18 protein-coding genes are annotated in these 18,645 nt (G+C 34.9%); 13 read left to right on the top strand and 5 right to left on the bottom strand.

Annotated elements, in window-relative coordinates; all coding sequences use genetic code 11:
• Positions 1–134: 134 nt before the first annotated feature.
• Complete coding sequence (locus BUR17_RS03185) at positions 135–794, top strand: porin family protein (protein WP_074228730.1); 660 nt, start codon at positions 135–137, stop codon at positions 792–794.
• 77 nt (positions 795–871) lie between these two features.
• Here BUR17_RS03185 and purF read toward each other — a convergent pair whose 3' ends face one another.
• The 5 genes from purF to BUR17_RS03160 form a co-directional block, all read right to left on the bottom strand.
• Positions 872–2,371 (bottom strand): amidophosphoribosyltransferase, encoded by a 1,500-nt coding sequence (gene purF, locus BUR17_RS03180; RefSeq protein WP_074228729.1) that lies wholly within the window; start codon positions 2,369–2,371, stop codon positions 872–874.
• Between the two features lie 97 nt (positions 2,372–2,468).
• On the bottom strand, positions 2,469–3,191 hold the full coding sequence (purC, locus tag BUR17_RS03175) for a phosphoribosylaminoimidazolesuccinocarboxamide synthase (protein WP_074228727.1): 723 nt from the start codon (positions 3,189–3,191) through the stop codon (positions 2,469–2,471).
• A gap of 72 nt (positions 3,192–3,263) precedes the next feature.
• On the bottom strand, positions 3,264–3,959 hold the full coding sequence (locus BUR17_RS03170; protein WP_074228725.1) for a DUF3307 domain-containing protein: 696 nt from the start codon (positions 3,957–3,959) through the stop codon (positions 3,264–3,266).
• A gap of 1 nt (position 3,960) precedes the next feature.
• Positions 3,961–4,566: a SatD family protein gene (locus BUR17_RS03165; protein ID WP_074228723.1), complete on the bottom strand. Its 606-nt coding sequence runs from the start codon at positions 4,564–4,566 to the stop codon at positions 3,961–3,963.
• A 154-nt stretch (positions 4,567–4,720) separates the two neighbouring features.
• A complete protein-coding gene (locus BUR17_RS03160) occupies positions 4,721–6,586 on the bottom strand; it encodes an endonuclease (protein ID WP_074228721.1) in 1,866 nt (621 codons plus the stop codon).
• Positions 6,587–6,778: 192 nt separating this feature from the next.
• Between BUR17_RS03160 and BUR17_RS03155 the strand changes: the two genes are divergently transcribed.
• The 12 genes from BUR17_RS03155 to BUR17_RS03100 all read left to right on the top strand — a co-directional run bounded on the left by BUR17_RS03155 (position 6,779) and on the right by BUR17_RS03100 (position 18,634).
• Positions 6,779–7,918: an acyl-CoA dehydrogenase family protein gene (locus tag BUR17_RS03155; RefSeq protein ID WP_074228719.1), complete on the top strand. Its 1,140-nt coding sequence runs from the start codon at positions 6,779–6,781 to the stop codon at positions 7,916–7,918.
• A 220-nt stretch (positions 7,919–8,138) separates the two neighbouring features.
• A complete protein-coding gene (locus BUR17_RS03150) occupies positions 8,139–11,069 on the top strand; it encodes a reprolysin-like metallopeptidase (protein ID WP_074228717.1) in 2,931 nt (976 codons plus the stop codon).
• Between the two features lie 209 nt (positions 11,070–11,278).
• The gene (locus BUR17_RS03145) at positions 11,279–11,746 is read left to right on the top strand and encodes a pyrophosphohydrolase domain-containing protein (protein ID WP_074228715.1); all 468 of its coding nucleotides are present in this window, start codon (positions 11,279–11,281) and stop codon (positions 11,744–11,746) included.
• 44 nt (positions 11,747–11,790) lie between these two features.
• Entirely contained in the window at positions 11,791–12,369 is a 579-nt protein-coding gene (locus tag BUR17_RS03140; protein WP_074230202.1) for a TlpA family protein disulfide reductase, read from the top strand.
• Positions 12,366–12,971, top strand: a complete 606-nt coding sequence (locus BUR17_RS03135; protein WP_074228713.1) for a DUF4230 domain-containing protein — start codon at positions 12,366–12,368, stop codon at positions 12,969–12,971. The genes BUR17_RS03140 and BUR17_RS03135 overlap by 4 nt, the downstream gene beginning before the upstream one ends.
• A 12-nt stretch (positions 12,972–12,983) precedes the next feature.
• Entirely contained in the window at positions 12,984–13,166 is a 183-nt protein-coding gene (locus BUR17_RS03130) for a hypothetical protein (protein ID WP_074228712.1), read from the top strand.
• Positions 13,167–13,469: 303 nt separating this feature from the next.
• Positions 13,470–15,407, top strand: coding sequence for a threonine--tRNA ligase (thrS, locus tag BUR17_RS03125; RefSeq protein ID WP_074228710.1), 1,938 nt, complete (start codon positions 13,470–13,472; stop codon positions 15,405–15,407).
• A 139-nt stretch (positions 15,408–15,546) separates the two neighbouring features.
• Positions 15,547–16,047, top strand: coding sequence for a translation initiation factor IF-3 (gene infC / locus BUR17_RS03120; protein WP_066678569.1), 501 nt, complete (start codon positions 15,547–15,549; stop codon positions 16,045–16,047).
• 84 nt (positions 16,048–16,131) lie between these two features.
• The gene (locus BUR17_RS03115) at positions 16,132–16,299 is read left to right on the top strand and encodes an alpha/beta hydrolase family protein (RefSeq protein ID WP_228418594.1); all 168 of its coding nucleotides are present in this window, start codon (positions 16,132–16,134) and stop codon (positions 16,297–16,299) included.
• Positions 16,300–16,705: 406 nt separating this feature from the next.
• Positions 16,706–16,903: a 50S ribosomal protein L35 gene (gene rpmI / locus BUR17_RS03110; protein ID WP_066678566.1), complete on the top strand. Its 198-nt coding sequence runs from the start codon at positions 16,706–16,708 to the stop codon at positions 16,901–16,903.
• 118 nt (positions 16,904–17,021) lie between these two features.
• Positions 17,022–17,366: a 50S ribosomal protein L20 gene (gene rplT, locus BUR17_RS03105; RefSeq protein WP_066678564.1), complete on the top strand. Its 345-nt coding sequence runs from the start codon at positions 17,022–17,024 to the stop codon at positions 17,364–17,366.
• Between the two features lie 98 nt (positions 17,367–17,464).
• Positions 17,465–18,634 (top strand): M28 family peptidase, encoded by a 1,170-nt coding sequence (locus BUR17_RS03100; protein ID WP_074228706.1) that lies wholly within the window; start codon positions 17,465–17,467, stop codon positions 18,632–18,634.
• Positions 18,635–18,645: the final 11 nt, after the last annotated feature.

Genomic DNA, 18,645 nt, shown 5'->3' with positions numbered 1-18,645 from the left:
GTGAATGGTTTTTTTATGTTTTTAGTTTTCTATGAGTTTTGGCAAACAATTTGAAAGATACGACTCGTCAAACTGAAAAAGTTTGGTAGTAAAATTTAAAATTAGAATTAGTAAAATATTAAAAAATTTAAGTTATGAAAAAGTTAATTTTAGGAATCGCAGTTTTGTCAACATCTTTGGCATTTGCTCAGACGACAACTACAACCACTACAACTAGAACGACATCGTCATCTGACGTAAGATTTGGTATCAAAGGAGGGATGAACGTTTCTTCATTATCAAAAGATGGATCATTGGAAGATCAAGGATCTAAAATAGGTTTTAATGCAGGTGTATTTGCAACAATTCCTGTAGCTGAATCTTTCAGCATTCAGCCTGAGGTTATATATACACAATATGGTGACAAATATGATTATAGAGCTCCAATTTCAAACGATAGAATTTCATATGCAAGACATTTGGATTATGTTGCAATTCCATTAATGTTCCAATATAATTTTATTCCTAATCTTTATGTTGAAGCTGGTCCTGAATTCGGATTTTTAGTTAGCGCTAAAAATAAGTTAAAAAATGAAACGAATAATGACCCTTTAAATACAACTGGAGATTATAAGGATCAATTGAATACTTTCAATTTAGGTATTGGTCTTGGTGCAGGTTATTACTTCACAGATAACGTTGGTATTACAGCAAGATACACAGCTGGTGTAACTGACGTTGCTAAAGACAGACCAAATGGTTCTGATGCAGTAAGAAACAATAACTTTGCAGTAGGTTTAGCATTTAAATTCTAAGAAAAGAAAATCTTATTTCAATAATAAAGGTCAGACTTAATTGTAAGTCTGACCTTTTTATATTTAGAAATTAAATCTTAATTAAATAATTCTATTTCTTCTCCTTTTGCTACCGGATACTCTTCTGTGAAGCATCCGAAACAGTGATTAGAAGAACCTAATATTTCTTTTAAATTATCAGTACTCAAAAACTCAAGAGAATCTACTCCCAAATAATTTCTAAGTTCTTCTGTCGTCATATTTGCAGAAATCAAATCGTCTTTTGAAGGTGTGTCAATTCCAAGATAACAAGGTGCAATAATTGGTGGAGAAACACTTCTGAAGTGAATTTCCTTTACGCCTGCTTCTTTTAAAATTTTAACCAATCTTTTAGAAGTTGTTCCACGAACGATAGAATCGTCGATGATCACTACTCTTTTGTCTTTGATCTCAGAAATAATAGGATTCAGTTTCAGATTAACGATTCTTTCTCTCATTTCCTGAGTTGGAACGATGAAACTTCTTCCGATGTATCTGTTTTTAATCAAAACCGGACGGAAAGGGATTCCCGAAGCTTTTGAAAAACCAATTGCAGCCGGAACTCCAGAATCAGGAACTCCAATTACAATATCAGCTTCTACAGGAGCCTGTTCCCAGATTTTTTCACCAGATTTTTCTCTGATTTCGTAAACGTTGATGTTTTCTAAAGTAGAATCGGGTCTTGCAAAATAAATGTATTCAAAAGAACAGATTCTTTGCTTCGCTTTTGTTTCATCTACCATGATTGAGTGAAGTTTTCCAGGCTCATTTTCATTGGTATAAATGATTTCACCAGGTAAAATATCACGAACATATTGAGCACCTACAGCATCTAAAGCGACAGATTCAGAAGCGACAACGTAAGAATTTTCGTTGATTGCTCCCAAAACCAAAGGTCTGATTCCGTTGAAATCTCTGAATGCAAAGAATTTATTTCTCGTCATTCCAACCACCGAATAAGCTCCTTCAATTTTCTCCATGGTTGCCTTAATCGCACCACGAAGTCCAAGGTCAAGATTTTTTTGAATTAATCTTAAAATAACCTCAGAATCTGAAGTAGCTCTGAAAACTACACCTTCAGCTTCCAGTTCATGCTTTAGCTCTTTCGCATTGGTTAAGTTACCGTTGTGAGCGATAGAAAGTATAATCTGGTCATATTCGTTTTTGGCAAAAAATGGCTGGAAATTATACTTCTTTTTGTCTCCTGCAGTCGTATAACGGGTGTGTCCGATTGCAGAATTTCCCATAAAAGTCTCAGGATTTTGAATCTCTTTATAAACATCCAAAACCAAACCTTCATCTTTCATATTGGTGATTTTTCCGTCTTTAAGAACAGAAATACCACAAGCTTCCTGACCTCTGTGCTGAAGCGCAAAAAGTCCGAACTGTGAAAGAGAAAATGTATCCAAATCATTATCAGAATACATTCCAAAGATCCCGCACTCCTCATTCGGAGCATCCAGTCTTTCTTCTTCCTGCGTTCTGAAGAGATTTCTTCCGTAGGTTTGATTTTCAAACTGTTTTAAATATTCACTTTTATGAATGTCTAAACTTTTCATTTCTATTTCTCTAAAATTAAAAGATTAAAAAATTTAATGATTAAAAAGATTACTGACTGCTTATTTTTTAAATTCTTAAATCTTTAAATAAATTAAATTATTTCTTTAAAACAGCTTTAAGACGATTGTAGATCTCAACATAAGCTTCAGTAACTTCACCAAGATCTCTTCTGAATCTGTCTTTGTCTAACTTCTTCATCGTGTCTTTATCCCAAAGTCTGCAAGTATCAGGAGAAATTTCATCAGCAAGAATGATTTCGCCGTCTGAAGTTTTTCCTAATTCGATTTTGAAATCTACCAAGATGATATTCATTTTATCGAAAAGATCGATCAAGATTTCGTTGATGTCTGAAGTTAATTCATACATCTCGTCTAGCTCTTCATACGTTGCAGCTCCTAAGAAAACAGCGTGGTGATCGTTGATAAGCGGATCTCCCAATTCGTCTTTTTTGTAGCAGATATCGAAGATGGTAACCGGAGATTTAATTCCTTCCTCAACTCCTAATCTTTGAGCCATGCTTCCTGCAGAATAGTTTCTTACGACCATTTCCAAAGGAATAATTGATACTTTCTTTACCAATTGCTCTCTTTCGTCTAGTTGTTTGATGAAATGAGTTTTAATTCCTTTTTCATTTAAATATTCAAAAATAAGAGTGGTGATAGCATTGTTCATTTCACCTTTCAAATCTACAGATCCTCTTTTTTGAGCGTTAAATGCAGTTGCATCGTCTTTGAAACGTACTACAACTTCGTCAGGATTTTCGGTTGCAAATACTTGTTTTGCTTTCCCTTCATACAGCATTTCTAGCTTTTGACTCATAATTTTTACTTTTTTTTACTTTAGAAAACCTTGAATCAAAGGTTTTCAATTATAGTTAGATTTATATACTTTTTATTTAATTAAAATTCCTGCTAAAACAGCGATCCCAAAACTTAATAATGTACCGATCAATACATATTCTGTCAGTTTTCTCTGTTTTGCCTGTGCCAAATCGCTGAATCTGAAAACAGATTTTGCCGCGATCATAAAGCCTACTCCTTCCCAATGGTTGACTACAATAAATGTGAAAACCAATAGTCGTTCTAAAATCCCGATATATTTTCCGGCACTCGATAAAGAATCGCTTTGTACGCTGTTTTCTTCTCCGGTAACGGGAGTCCAAGATGATAATAATAGTTTGATGAAAATTGAAGCAGGTGATGTTAAAAACAAGGCCGCCATTATCATTTTTAAAAAATCCTGATCTTTTAAAAATTCAAAATTAAATTCACTGAAATAAAGAGAAATTCCACCAATCACCGCTACATGAAGAGCCTGATCAATAAAAAACCATCTTTTTTTTGTCTGAATTTTTTGAAAACTCAGTTTACAGGCATCAATAATAAAATGAGAAATTCCCACTAAAACTGCAATCCACCAAAGTTTAAGATCCCAAAGGAAAATAAAGCTTAAAATGGCATGAATCAGAACATGAATATATAAATATGAACTTTTCAGTTTACGGTTCTCCTTATCTGCAACCCAAGAATTTGGCTGAAGAATAAAATCTCCAAGTAAATGTGCCAATATGAGTTGAATAAAAATCATCTTACAATTCTGAAATTTTCTTTCTAAAATATTGATTGGTTTCTACGATAAGTTCGTAGTTTGCCCGTTTCAGTCTTTGGCTGATTGAGGATTGCGAAATGGTAAATTTTTTGGCAAGATCTTCCTGTGTATAATCTTGATTCATTATCATTTCGTGGATGATTTCGGCAGTTGCCATCGTCCAGTTATCAAAATCTTTGGATGCCCATTTTAATAAAATATTGAGGTCGCGGTCTATAGAGTCGTTGGAAGTTTTGATGGAAACTGTATGACCATCACTCTTCAGATCATTCAACAACCTTCCTGAATTTACATAAGCCGAACCGTTGGATTCTGTAATTTTTTCAGAAGAAAAGTTTTCCTCACCAATGCCAATTGCAATTCTTACGTCTAAATTTTCCTGACTTTTTATAAGAGATTTGATAGCTAAGAAATGCCAAAAGACATCGTCGGTATTGCATTTAAACTGAAATTCGTCGCCTCTGTAGATTTCCCATGTTGCGGGAGCACTTCCCCACGTGTCGAGAAGATTTTTAAGCTTGGTAATCCAAACTTCTGTGTCTGCATGCTGCGAATTAATAATATCACCAGTGATGACCGCTATCATTTTGCAAATATAATCATTATTACTTATAAATAAAAAATATAAGTCAATTTGATTATAAATCTCAAATATTAGCTTTTTTGCTTATAAATTTTATCAACAAAAAACTTCGCTCAAAGTTGAACGAAGTTGTAAAGTTTTATATTTAAATTTAATTTTATTTCTTAATAAACTGATAAGCTTTGTCATCAAGTTTCAATAAATAAGAACCTGTTTTTAAATTCTGCACAGAAATATTTTTCTTGTTTTTAAACGGATTTTTCTCTGTGTAAATCAATTGTCCCGAATAATCTACAATTTGAGCAGTCTGAATATTTTCAGTTTTTCCGCTTACAAAAATGTTTTCATGAACCGGATTTGGATAGATTTTAAATTCTTTTCCAGCTAATAATTCTGCTTCAGAAGTCGATAATGTTCCTAAATTCTGGCAGTAATTGCTTGCATAAGAATCCCATTCTGAGACATCAAAAATTGTCACTGGTTGATTAATAGTCGCTTTTCTATATAGAGAAACATTTCCTAAAACTGAAGAATTGTTTTGTGAAGAAACTCCAATTGCATCAACGGTGGTAGATTTGTATCTCAGTTCTAAATATTGACTTCCAGAAAATGTCATTTGTGGAGCTGCAGTCACAAATTTTGCCTGATTAATGGTAAAACAAGAGAAGTTGGCTTCAGGATTTAGAAGGACAAAAGTTTCATTATTCTGTACCGTTCCTTCCAGTTCAAAAGGTGCAGGAAAATAATAATTGGTTCCGCTAGGAAACTGAATTGATAATCTGTAATCACTTAAATTAACAGAATGACCCGTTTTATTGGTAATCTCTATCGCTTTATTGTTTGATGTTCCTTCTAAATATTTTGTAACAATTAAATCTTTAGCATAAATATCCGTCGCTAAAGTGGTTGCAGAAGCTGTATTGCTATCACCAGAAAGTAAATATCCGTTGTCGTAGGCTTTTACGGTATAAGTATATGTTGTAGAAGGTGTTAGATGGTCAATGCTAATCGAATTTTCTTTTGTTGAACCGATTAAAGTTCCATTCTGATAAATTTTATAGCCAATAACATCTGTACTTGTACTTGGCGTCCAGCTTAATGTTGTAAAATAGGCGCTATTCTGAGTTACTGTTAAATTTGCCGGGGTTGAAGGTGCAGCAGAATCTGGAGTTTGCCCCCAAATCGCATTGACCCAAGATGGATTATCGATAAATGGATTTCTGTTTTTCTGCAGATTATAAACCGCATTATTTCTGTCGATTTCCCTTTGAGAAACAGGGTCTTGGTTGTGCCATTGAATAAGCATTGCAATATAAGCCGGCTCAAAAGCTCTTTCTTCTGTTCCGTCTAAAGGATTAGTGTCGGATGCAGGATTTGCATTATTGTTAAAATTAAAAGTTCCCAGTTTTCCTTCATATCTTACAGCAAAATATAATAAGCTTCTTGCTACATCGCCTTTAAACTCATTAATTGGCTCATAAACACGCCCTGTATAAACGTAATTAGGAATTGCACTATTGTTTATTTTTGAAGAATTTGTGAACGTATGATAATTTGTTGCTCCTGCGATTCCGTAAGGATAATTGCTTCTTAACTGATTGATTCTTGCATCAGTTGGAACTACATAAAACAAATCAGAATACATTGGGTAGTTACTATAAAATGTGCTTTGAGGCATCATATGTTCCCTGTTCCATCCTAATCCTTCTGCATTCGCACTTCCAATAATGTTTGCCGTAGTATATTCATAAGCATCGGGTCCTGTTGGAATTTCAGAATATATGTCTAGTAAAATCGTAGTATTGGTTGGTCCGTGATCATAATATTTATCTAAATCAGTCTGATTATAGTAATTCGTTAAATCACCATAATGCCAATTGATATTCTTTGTAGAAATAATATTATGCAGTTTTGATTTTAATGCATAACCCATCAATCCTGTCGTTCCGTCATAATATCCTGCCGGAATTTGCGCTGAAACATAAGCAGATATTAAAAGTATAGGAAGTAGAAGTTTTTTCATGTGTAAAAAATTGGACGGCTAATGTATGAAATAAACATACTGAATGCTAATTAATGGGATTAATATATTATTAATAATTTAAATTTAATTTACTGAAAGTTAATTACTTATTTGTGATAACTCAACTTCAAAATAAATTATTTTCGTATTTCGGCAATTTAAGTATCTTTGGGACATAACTATACAAGTAATATGAACACAGAAACGATTAACAACATCAAAATGATCGCGGAAACAGCAAAGGAATTTGCTGAAAAGAATATCAGACCAAATATTATGGAATGGGACGAAAGTCAGACTTTTCCTAAAGAACTATTTCACCAGTTAGGAGATATGGGTTTTATGGGAATTGTAATTCCTGAAGAATATGGTGGTTCTGGTCTTGGCTATCATGAGTATGTTGCTATTCTTGATGAAATTTCTCAGGTTGATCCTTCAATCGGATTATCAGTTGCTGCACACAACTCGCTTTGTACTAATCATATCTATGAATTTGGAAATGAAGAGCAGAGAAACAAATGGCTTCCGCAGTTAGCTACAGGGAAAGTAATCGGAGCTTGGGGATTGACAGAGCACAATACAGGATCTGATTCTGGAGGAATGTCTACTACGGCTGTAAGAGATGGTGACGAGTGGGTAATCAACGGAGCTAAAAACTTTATCACTCATGCAATTTCTGGTGATATTGCTGTGGTAATGACAAGAACTGGAGAAATTGGAGCTAAAAATAATTCTACAGCTTTCGTTTTAGAAAAAGGAATGGCTGGTTTTACTTCTGGGAAAAAAGAAAATAAACTTGGAATGAGAGCTTCAGAAACTGCAGAACTTATTTTTGATAACGTTCGTGTTTCAGATGCAAATCGTTTAGGTGAAGTTGGTGAAGGTTTCAAACAGGCAATGAAAATTCTTGACGGTGGTAGGATTTCTATTGCTGCGCTAAGTTTAGGAACTGCAAGAGGAGCTTACAAAGCAGCTTTAAAATATGCTAAAGAAAGAAAGCAATTCGGAAAATCTATTTCAGAATTTCAGGCGATCAATTTTATGTTGGCAGATATGGCAACAGAAATTGATGCAGCTGAATTATTGATCCAAAGAGCTTCTACGCTGAAAAATGCAAAACAGAAAATGACAAGAGAAGGTGCAATGGCAAAATTGTATGCTTCTGAAGCTTGTGTAAGAATTTCTAACAATGCGGTTCAGATTTTTGGAGGTTACGGATATACAAAAGATTTCCCGGCTGAAAAATACTACAGAGATTCTAAGCTTTGCACTATTGGCGAGGGAACTTCTGAGATTCAAAGACTGGTTATCGGTAGAGACATTACAAAATAAATTTTTGGTTTAATTTACCTTAAAATCAAAATAAAACAAAAGCATACGTGATTACGTGTGCTTTTGTTGTTTTATAGGGTTGTTTTCGTTATGTCGTACATTTTATTTAATGTAATGCATAATTTATTATAATGATTATCTAAAAATTTCTTAAATAATTTTGTTTTTCGTAATATAATTTTTATTAGCTTTGATATTCCAAAATCAAAATAGCTACTATATGAAAAAACAACTATTGGTGATTGGAATGCTGGTTTCAGGTATTTCATTCGCTCAGACAGACCGTCTTTGGTCTGAAGGTTCTAGAAAAACAACTTCAGAAATTTTTGAAAACAAATCAACAATCAACAATCCGAAAATCTATAGTTTAGATATTAACGGATTAAAAAATGCTTTAGCAAAAGCTCCCAAAAGATTGGCTGTTGGAGAAAAATCAGAAATTATCATCTCTTTCCCAAATTCTGATGGAAAATTGGAGCATTTCAAAGTAAAAGAAAACTCTAATTTCGATCCCCAGTTAGCTGCTAAATATCCTGATATCAAATCTTATGTTGGTGAAGGAATGGGAGATTCAAATTCTACAGTGTATTTTAGTATTTCGCCATTGGGGTTATCATCAATGGAAATTTACGGTGATAAGTCCGCTGTTTTTATTGAGCCTTACACAAAAGATCTTTCAACGTATGTCGTTTACAGAAAATCTGACAAAAAAGATGATCTTAATAAGTTTGAATGTACAGTAATTGATGTTGCTCAGAAAGGAGTTTCAAGCATTGATAATCTTGCAGCGAGACCGAATGCAGATGATGCAAAACTAAGAACATTCAGATTGGCTTTGTCTTCCACAGGAGAATATACATCCTATTTTGGAGGAACAAAAGCTCTTGCCTTAGCGGCAATGAATAATACAATGACCCGTGTAAACGGAGTTTTTGAAAAAGACTTTTCCGCAAGAATGGTTTTAATTGCCAATAATGACGCTGTAATTTATACCAATGCTTCTACAGATCCTTATTCTGCAGCTTCAGGAATGAGCAGCTGGAATTCTCAGCTTCAATCGACTTTAACTTCCGTAATTGGAGAAGCAAATTATGATGTAGGACATTTATTCGGAGCTTCCGGAGGTGGCGGAAACGCAGGTTGTATTGGTTGTGTTTGTGTAAATGGTTCGAAAGGAAGTGGTTATACTTCTCCGGCAGATGCAATTCCTTCAGGAGATAATTTTGATATCGATTATGTGGCTCACGAATTGGGGCATCAGTTTGGTGGAAATCATACTTTTTCTCATTCGAATGAAGGAACAGGTGTTAACATGGAACCTGGTTCAGGATCTACCATTATGGGATATGCGGGAATTACGGGGCAGGATATTCAGGCGCACTCAGATTCTTTCTTTCATGCGGTGAGTATTCAGCAGATTACTGATAATATTAAAGCTAAAACTTGCCCAACAAGCACAAATACAGGAAATGCTATTCCTACAGCAAACGCAGGTTCAGATTATACGATTCCAAAAGGGACGCCGTTTATGTTAACAGGTTCCGGAACTGATGCTAATGGAGATGCTTTAACCTATATTTGGGAACAGATGAATAATGCGTCTTCTTCTCAAACCGGAGCAAGTTCGGCTGCAAGTGCTACAAAAGCGACTGGGCCAACTTTCAGATCGTGGACTCCACAAACAACTCCTACAAGATATTTTCCGAGAATGGCTTCTGTTTTAACGGGTGCGACAACAACGGCTGGCTCAGAAATTACTGTGGAAGCTTTATCTAATGTAGCGAGAACGTATAATTTTAGATTCACAGTTCGTGATAACAAATCAGGAGGTTCTGGGAACAATTCTGATGATGCGGTAATTACCGTTAATGGAACTGCAGGACCATTCAGTGTAAGTTCTCAAAATACAGCGACAACTTATTCGGGAGGTACTTCTCAAACGATAACATGGAATGTTGCAGGAACAACTGCGAACGGCGTAAATGCAGCTAATGTAGATATCCTTTGGTCTACAGACAGCGGAAATACTTGGACTACTCTACTTTCAGGAACTCCAAACGATGGCTCTCAAGCAGTAACGATTCCAAATGCTTCCACAACTACAGGAAGAATTATGGTAAAAGGTTCTAATCATATTTTCTTTGATGTGAATAATGCAAATATTACAGTAAATACAGGTTCAGGAAGTTCAGATACTACTGCGCCAACAGCTCCGACTTTAGCGGCTTCGGGAACAACTTCTACAAGCACTAATCTTTCTTGGTCTGGCGCTACAGATAATGTTGCTGTAACGGGTTATGATGTTTACCAAGGGGCTTCATTGGTTGGTTCTACAACTTCTACTTCTTATACCGTAACAAGTTTAACGCCTTCTACAACGTATAGTTTTACAGTTAAAGCTAAAGATGCGGCAGGGAATAATTCTGTTTCAAGCAATACGGTTTCTGTAACGACGCTTGCTGGAAGTACAGTTACTTATTGTTCTGCAGCAGCAACGAATACGTCAGATGAAAGAATCGGAAATGTAAGCTTCGGAACGATTAACAATACGTCAACAGGAACTGCTGGTTACGAAAACTTTACTTCAGTTTCTACAAACGTAACAAGAGGTACAGCTTATACCATTTCTGTAACTCCGGTTTGGACTTCTACTAAATACAATGAAGCTTATGCAGTTTACATCGATTATAATAAAGATGGAGATTTTACAGACAGTGGAGAATTGGTTTGGACAAAAACTGGTTCACAAACAAGTCCGGTAACAGGCTCAATCACAATTCCGTCAACTGCAATTCTTGGTAATACGAGAATGAGAGTAATGATGCAGTATAATTCTGTGCCTTCGTCTTCTTGTGGTTCTTATACTTACGGACAGGTTGAAGATTACACTTTAAATATTGTTTCATCAGGAAGAGGTGACGATTTTGCTACAAAAGATTTAATAACAGATATTAAATTGTATCCAAATCCTGCAAGAGATATTTTAAATGTTTCAAATACGACTAGTGAAGATTATAAAATCTTCGATATGGGTGGAAAACTAATCAATTCAGGAAAACTCAAAGAAGGCTCGGTGAATGTAAGTGGTCTTGTAAAAGGTGCTTATGTAATTCAGATGGGCGAAGTTTCTAAGCGATTTATTAAAAACTAATTACCCTCTCAATTAACCTTGAGTAAAAAAGGCTGTTCGGAAACGGGCAGTCTTTTTATTTGGGATCTTGGGTTTCGGGTTTCGGGATTTAAGAACTCTTATAAATCGAATCTCGTATCTCCAACTTTACTGAGTGTGTTAATTTAAATCTCAATCAATCATATTTTCTCATTCCTAATTTTTATATTTGCCTTAAATAATAAAATTTCATGGATAAAATTGACAGCCTGAACCAAGTAGCAGAATTCCACACCACTTTTAAAGCACCTATTTTAGATACTCCACAAATTCCTTCTCAGGATAGATGCGATTTGAGAGTTGAGCTTTTGCAGGAAGAATTAAATGAGTTGAAGCAGGCTATTGCAGATAATAATATTGTAGAAATTGCTGATGCATTGTGTGATTTGCAGTATGTTTTGAGCGGTGCAGTTTTAGAATTCGGATTGGGGAATAAGTTTGTAGAGCTATTCAACGAAGTACAGCGTTCTAACATGTCTAAAGCTTGTGATAACGAAGAGCAGGCAAATGAAACGGTAGAATTTTACAAAGAAAAAGAAGTTGAATCTTTCTATGAAAAATCAGGAGAAAAATTTAATGTTTACAGAAAAGCAGATCATAAAGTATTGAAAAATAAATACTACTCTCCTGCCAATTTAAAAACAATTATTGAAAATTAATATGAAATCAAAGATTCACAAATACAATGAGAAATAATAGAAATATGATTTGTAAAAAAATCATCACCAATATTTTTACTCTTTCAGTTCTTACTTTGTCTATGCAGCAGTTTAATGCTCAGAAAGTCGTAGTAAACAGAGAGGTGGAAACTACCAATGACGGAAAAATGCTTTTGGGAAATCAGCTTAAAGAGCAGTTTTTGAAAGAGCCATATTCAGAATGGTACACAAAAGAATTTAATGAATATGCTTTGGATCAGAAAGCAGTTGGAGAACTGAGAAAAAAAAATATTACTTCTTATAATCTGATTGTTTTTATAGGAACCTGGTGCGAAGACAGCCACAGAGATTTTCCTAGACTGATGAAAATTCTGGAAGAAGTAAAATATCCGGACAGCAGATTGACGATTATTGCGGTGAACCGTAAAAAAGAGTCTCCTACAGGTGATGAAGTTAAATATAATGTTTCAAAGGTTCCTACAATCATTGTCGAAAAATATGGCAAGGAAATTGGAAGAATCATAGAAATGCCGACTACGGGTTACGTAGAAAGAGACCTTGTAGAAATCTTAAAAAAAGATGACGGGTCGGTATTGAAAGAAATATTTAAAAAAGAAAATTGAAAAATTTAAAACTTATTATTCCCTTTGTTGCGGGAATTCTTTTGATGCTGATTCTGTTTTTTAGTTTTAAGTCTTGTTTTAAAATGAGCGAAAAAACTGAAAAGTCCGATTATTATATTTTGACCAATCAGATCTCCAAAATGAACAAAATGGTGGTTTTGGAGCAGGATTTTTCTGCGATGCAGAAAACCAAATTTGGTTACGAATTTCTTGGGAAAGAAATGACGAGTAATAGCATTATTACTTATACCAAAACCAATGCGCAGGTTTCATATGATCTGAATAAAATGAAAATAGAAGTTGATTCTATTAACAAAAAACTGATTATTACAGAACTTCCCAATGCGGATATCAGAATTACGCCAAGTGTAGAAATTCAGTCGTTAGACGATTCTTTCATCAATAGGATTTCTGAGCAGGACATCAAAAATGTTCAGCAAAAAGCCAAACAAGCTGCTATAAAATCTGTAGATCAGAATAAATTAAGAAGTGAGGGTCATCAGCAATTGATGGAAAATCTTAATAATATTTTCGTTTTGGCAAAGGCTTTGAATTATAAGATAGAAGATCAAACCGGCAAAATCGGTGTTCTTGGACTCTAAAAATTCAAAATTATGGATTCAAAAGACGATAACAAAAAGAAAGAATCTGCCAATTCTGCAGAAACAAAAAAGCAAAATGAAGACTTCCGCGATATTCCGGCTTCTTCACAGAAACAAAATCCACCCGATGTTGATAAGGAAGACGTTCAGAAATCTTCCAAAAACAAGTCAGGAAAAACAGATAATACCAAGTGAAAGCTTGGTATTTTTTATGGCAGCAATTTCCGCCCTCCGCTCCCGCTATTTTTTGCATACATTTTAGGCTTAACAGAACTTTATGATCAAGCAAAAAATGAGCTCCGCTCAGGTCGGGCTGCAACTTTCCGCAGATTTTCAAGATCTGTTATAATCCGGAAATGATGTCCATGTATGATATTCAAAAGGAATCATCAACGTAAAAATTTAAAATAAATTGTATTTTTTGTGAATTATCGCGCTACGATTTCCTAAAGACGTAAAAAAAGCGTATTTTTGCAACTTAAAATTTCTTAGTAAACAATGATAAAAATTACACTTCCAGACAATAGCGTCAGAGAATTTGAAGGAGCAACTACTCCTTTGGATGTGGCAAAATCTATAAGCGAGGGATTGGCTAGAAACACCATTTCCGCAGTTGTAAACGGCACACAAGTCGAAATTACCACGCCTATAACCACAGATTCTACGGTACAGCTTTTGACATGGAATGACGATCTTGGTAAGAAAGCCTTTTGGCACTCTTCTGCTCACCTTTTGGCGCAGGCTATCCTTGAGTTTTATCCAAATGCTAAGTTGACGATTGGTCCAGCCATCGAAAGCGGTTTCTATTATGATGTAGATTTTGGTGACGAAACTTTATCTGAAAAAGATTTCGAAAAAATCGAAAAGAAAGTTTTAGAAAATGCTAAAAAAGGATCAACGTTCTCATTATATCCGGTTTCTAAAGAAGAAGCTTTAAAGACGTATGCAGACAATCCTTACAAAGTAGAATTGATCTCTAATCTTAATGATGGGGAAATCACTTTTGTAACACACGATAACTTCACAGATCTTTGTCGTGGTGGTCACATTCCAAATACAGGAATTGTGAAAGCCATGAAAATCTTAAATGCTGCAGGAGCGTACTGGAGAGGAAATGAGAAAAATCCTCAATTAACAAGAGTTTACGGTATTTCTTTCCCAAAACAGAAAGAACTGACTGAGTATCTTGAGTTATTAGAAGAGGCAAAAAGAAGAGATCACAGAAAATTAGGTAAAGAATTAGGAATTTTTGCTTTTTCAGAAAAAGTAGGTGCAGGTTTACCACTTTGGTTGCCAAAAGGAACCGCTTTGAGAAAAAAATTAGAAAATTTCCTTTCTGATGCTCAGAAAAAAGGCGGTTACGAATTTGTAATGTCTCCTCACATCGGAGCTAAAGAATTGTATGTAACTTCAGGACACTGGGATAAATATGGAGCAGACAGCTTCCAACCGATTAAAACTCCGAATGAAGGAGAAGAATTTATGCTGAAGCCAATGAACTGTCCGCACCACTGTGAGATTTACAAAACTTCACAATGGAGCTACAGAGATTTACCAAAAAGATATGCAGAATTCGGAACAGTTTACAGATACGAGCAAAGTGGTGAGCTTCACGGCTTAACGAGAGTTCGTGGGTTTACTCAGGATGATGCGCACCTTTTCTGTACTCCGGATCAGTTGATGGACGAGTTTAAGAAAACGATTGATTTGGTTCTTTATGTTTTCGGTTCTTTAGGTTTTGCAGACTTTACTGCTCAGATTTCTTTGAGAGATCCAGAGAATAAAGAAAAGTATATCGGAACTGATGAAAACTGGGAGAAAGCAGAAAATGCAATCGTAACTGCGGCCAAAGAAAAAGGCTTGAATACCGTTACAGAATACGGCGAAGCTGCATTCTACGGTCCTAAGTTAGATTTCATGGTGAAAGATGCTTTAGGAAGAAAATGGCAGTTAGGAACTATTCAGGTAGATTATAATTTACCGGAAAGATTTGACCTTACTTACATCGGAAGCGATAACGAGAAGCACAGACCAGTGATGATTCACAGAGCGCCATTTGGTTCTATGGAGCGTTTCATTGCAATCTTATTAGAAAATACTGCCGGAGATTTCCCATTATGGTTGGCTCCGGATCAGTTTACAATATTACCGATCAGTGAAAAATATGTAGATTATGCTAAAAAAGTTTCACAACTTTTAGAAAATCACGATATTAGCGGTCTGATTGACGACAGAAATGAGAAAACGGGTAAAAAGATCCGTGACGCCGAATTGAAAAAGATCCCATTCATGATTGTAGTGGGAGAAAATGAAGAAAAGGATGGCACAATTTCTGTAAGAAGACGTGGAGAAGGAGATTTAGGAGCAATGAGCCTTGAAGATTTTGTAGCTTATTTTAAAGAAGCTTCAAAAACTGCGGTTGAGTACCAAGCTTAAGATCCAAACAGTTATTCTGAACAAAATAGTTTTGTTTAGAATAATTTTAATAGAAAGTTAACCAATAAAATTTAATACAATAGCACAGCGATTTAACAACAGAGGCCCACAAAGACGTCCTGTACAAGAGGACTTACACATGATAAACGACAAGATTCGCGTAAGAGAACTTCGTTTAGTGGGCGATAACGTAGAGCCAGGAATTTTCCCTATCGATAAAGCAAGACAGATTGCTAAAGAACAGGAACTTGATTTGGTTGTAATTTCAGATAAAGCTGAGCCTTTTATTGCGAGAATATTAGACTATAAAAAGTTTTTATACGAGCAAAAGAAAAAGCAGAAAGAGCTTAAAGCAAAACAGATCAAAGTTGTCGTGAAGGAAATCCGTTTCGGACCTCAGACTGATGAACATGATTATGAGTTTAAGAAAAAACATGCTGAAAAGTTCTTGGAAGAAGGTTCTAAACTGAAAACATACGTATTTTTCAAAGGACGTTCTATTATCTTTAAAGATCAGGGTGAAATTTTACTTTTAAAACTGGCTCAGGAATTGGAGCACGTTGGTAAAGTAGATCAGTTGCCTAAACTTGAAGGTAAGAGAATGATTATGATGATGAGTCCTAAGAAACCAGCTAAATAATTCAGTAAATTCCTTTTTTGGAATGAAGATTATATAACCTCAAAGTAATTTGAGGTTTTTGTTGTTTTCAATAGTGAAAAATTAATGCATGGCGAAGACGATCAGATTGTTCCTTTTGAAACTACGGGTAAAATTGCCGCTACTCTATTGAAAAACGGAAAACTTATTTCTTATCCCGGTTTCCCACACGGAATGCCGACGACAGAAGCAGAAACGATTAATAAAGATCTACTGGAGTTTATTAAATCTTAATTTAAAACATTATATATTTGAGCCACGATTATTCAACGAATCGTGGTTTTAATTTTTTATAAATTAATTAAAATGTGGATTTTAAATAGAAACCTTCCCTATTCTCTATAAAATCTTTTTTCATCTCGAAAATTTTTCGTAATTTTGCACACCAATTATCTGCGTGAGGGATAGTAATGAAAAGCCCACAGCAAGCGACAGAATATGCGGATGAGCGAGGACTTGCAATGTATAGCCCGACCCGAATGAGTGAATGAAGCGAAGCGGAATGAACGAGTGAGGGACACGCCATAATCAATGTAACAATCTAATAATCTACCAATGTAACAATTATTGGTAAATTGATAAACTGCTACATTGGTACATTTGAAATAATATTGATAACAAAAACATAAAAAAGCAAACAATGCCAAAATTAAAAACGAAATCAGGTGCTAAGAAACGTTTTGCTCTTACCGGAACTGGTAAAATCAAAAGAAAAAACGCTTACAAAAGCCACATCTTAACTAAAAAAGAAACTAAGCAGAAGAGAAATCTTACTACTACTTCTTATGTAGCTAAAGTGGATACTAAAAGCGTTCAACGTCAATTAGCAATTAAGTAGTTTTTATAAATCATTATTCGGTTTATAAGAATTCAAACAAATTCAACATTTTAACCCTGAAACGGTGCACCAAAGAGCAACATGTGTTGCCGCCCTTTTCAAAAAAACAATTTAAATTATGCCAAGATCAGTAAATGCAGTAGCTTCTAGAGCTCGCAGAAAAAAATTAATGAAACAAGCTAAAGGTTTTTTCGGTAGAAGAAAGAACGTTTGGACTGTTGCTAAAAACGCGGTACAAAAAGCAATGCAATATGCTTACCGTGGAAGAAAAGAGAAAAAGAGAAACTTCAGATCACTTTGGATCATGCGTATCAACGCAGGAGCTAGAGAGCACGGAATGTCTTACTCTCAGTTTATGGGAGCTCTTAAAAAGAACAACATTGAGCTTAACAGAAAAGTTTTAGCTGATTTAGCAATGAATCACCCTGAAGCTTTCAAAGCAGTTGTAGATCAAGTAAAATAATGTAAAATTTTTTGTTATCAATATAAATCCTGAGTTTTTTGCTCGGGATTTTTTTATTATCTACATTTGCGTATTAATAAAAAAGTCTACCATTTAAAGTGAAAAAACTAACAGGTCTTCTGCTTCTTTCTTTAGCGTCATATAATTTGCATGCGCAGAGTTTTATACAGGCTTATCAAAACAGAGTCAATCAGGTAACACAAGCTAACATCACATCATTACTACAAGATTTCGAATCATTTGGTGTAAAAACCTCAGGCTCAACTGCAAATAACAATACTTTGAACTGGCTTAAAGCTAAATATCAAACTTACGGTTATGCACCAAGCCAAATTACAGAAGACAGTTTTACTGTAAATGGAAATACGACCAAAAATTTAATTATTACAAAAACAGGAACTGTTTATCCAAATACCTACGTCATTATTTGCGGCCACTACGACACAATAGTGGGACCAGGAGTTAGTGATAACGGAAGCGGAACATCTATTTTACTGGAAGCTGCCAGAATTTTAAAAGATATTCCGACTGAGTATTCTATAAAGTTTATTCATTTTTCGGGAGAAGAGCAAGGTCTTGTGGGGAGTTATCATTATGTAAATAATGTGGTTTTTCAAAATGGTGTACGTCAAATGGATATTAGATTAGTTTTCAATATTGATCAGGTTGGGGGCAAATTTTCTGCGCCGAGTAATTCGGTGAAATGCGAAAGCGATCAGTCGGGATTACCTGGAAATAATGCCACTTCTTTATCTTTTACACAACAATTGGCAGCGTGTACAACCCTCTATTCTCCTCTACAGACTGTAATGTCTAATGCATATTCGTCAGATTATGTACCTTTTGAAGGTAAGGGAGATATTATTACCGGCTTCTATGAGACCCCGCAGAGCCAGAATGAGCATACTGCTAATGATACTTTTGCCAATGTAGACCCAACCTATGTTTTCAAAGTAGGAAAGGCTGCAGTAGGAGCTTTACAACATTTTGCTATTGCGTCTTCTGTTTTAGCAACGCATGAAACGAGTTCAAATTTCTTAGAAGATATAAAGATCTATCCTAATCCGGCAAAAGATCTTTTGAATCTTGAACTTCCGAAAGGAATTAAAAATTTCAGCTTTGAAATAAAAGATATGAGTGGCAGACTAATTTCGGCTCACGAAAATGAAACGAACATTAATGTTTCAAAATTATCAAGCGGAGTTTATCTATGTACTGTAAAGTCTGATGGTGAAACGGTTACGAAAAAAGTGATTATTGAAAAATAATGATTGAATTT

Source organism: Chryseobacterium scophthalmum (assembly GCF_900143185.1).
Lineage (GTDB): Bacteria > Bacteroidota > Bacteroidia > Flavobacteriales > Weeksellaceae > Chryseobacterium > Chryseobacterium scophthalmum.
Note: the sequence above shows the minus strand (reverse complement) of the source record. Positions and strands in the feature narration are given on the sequence as shown.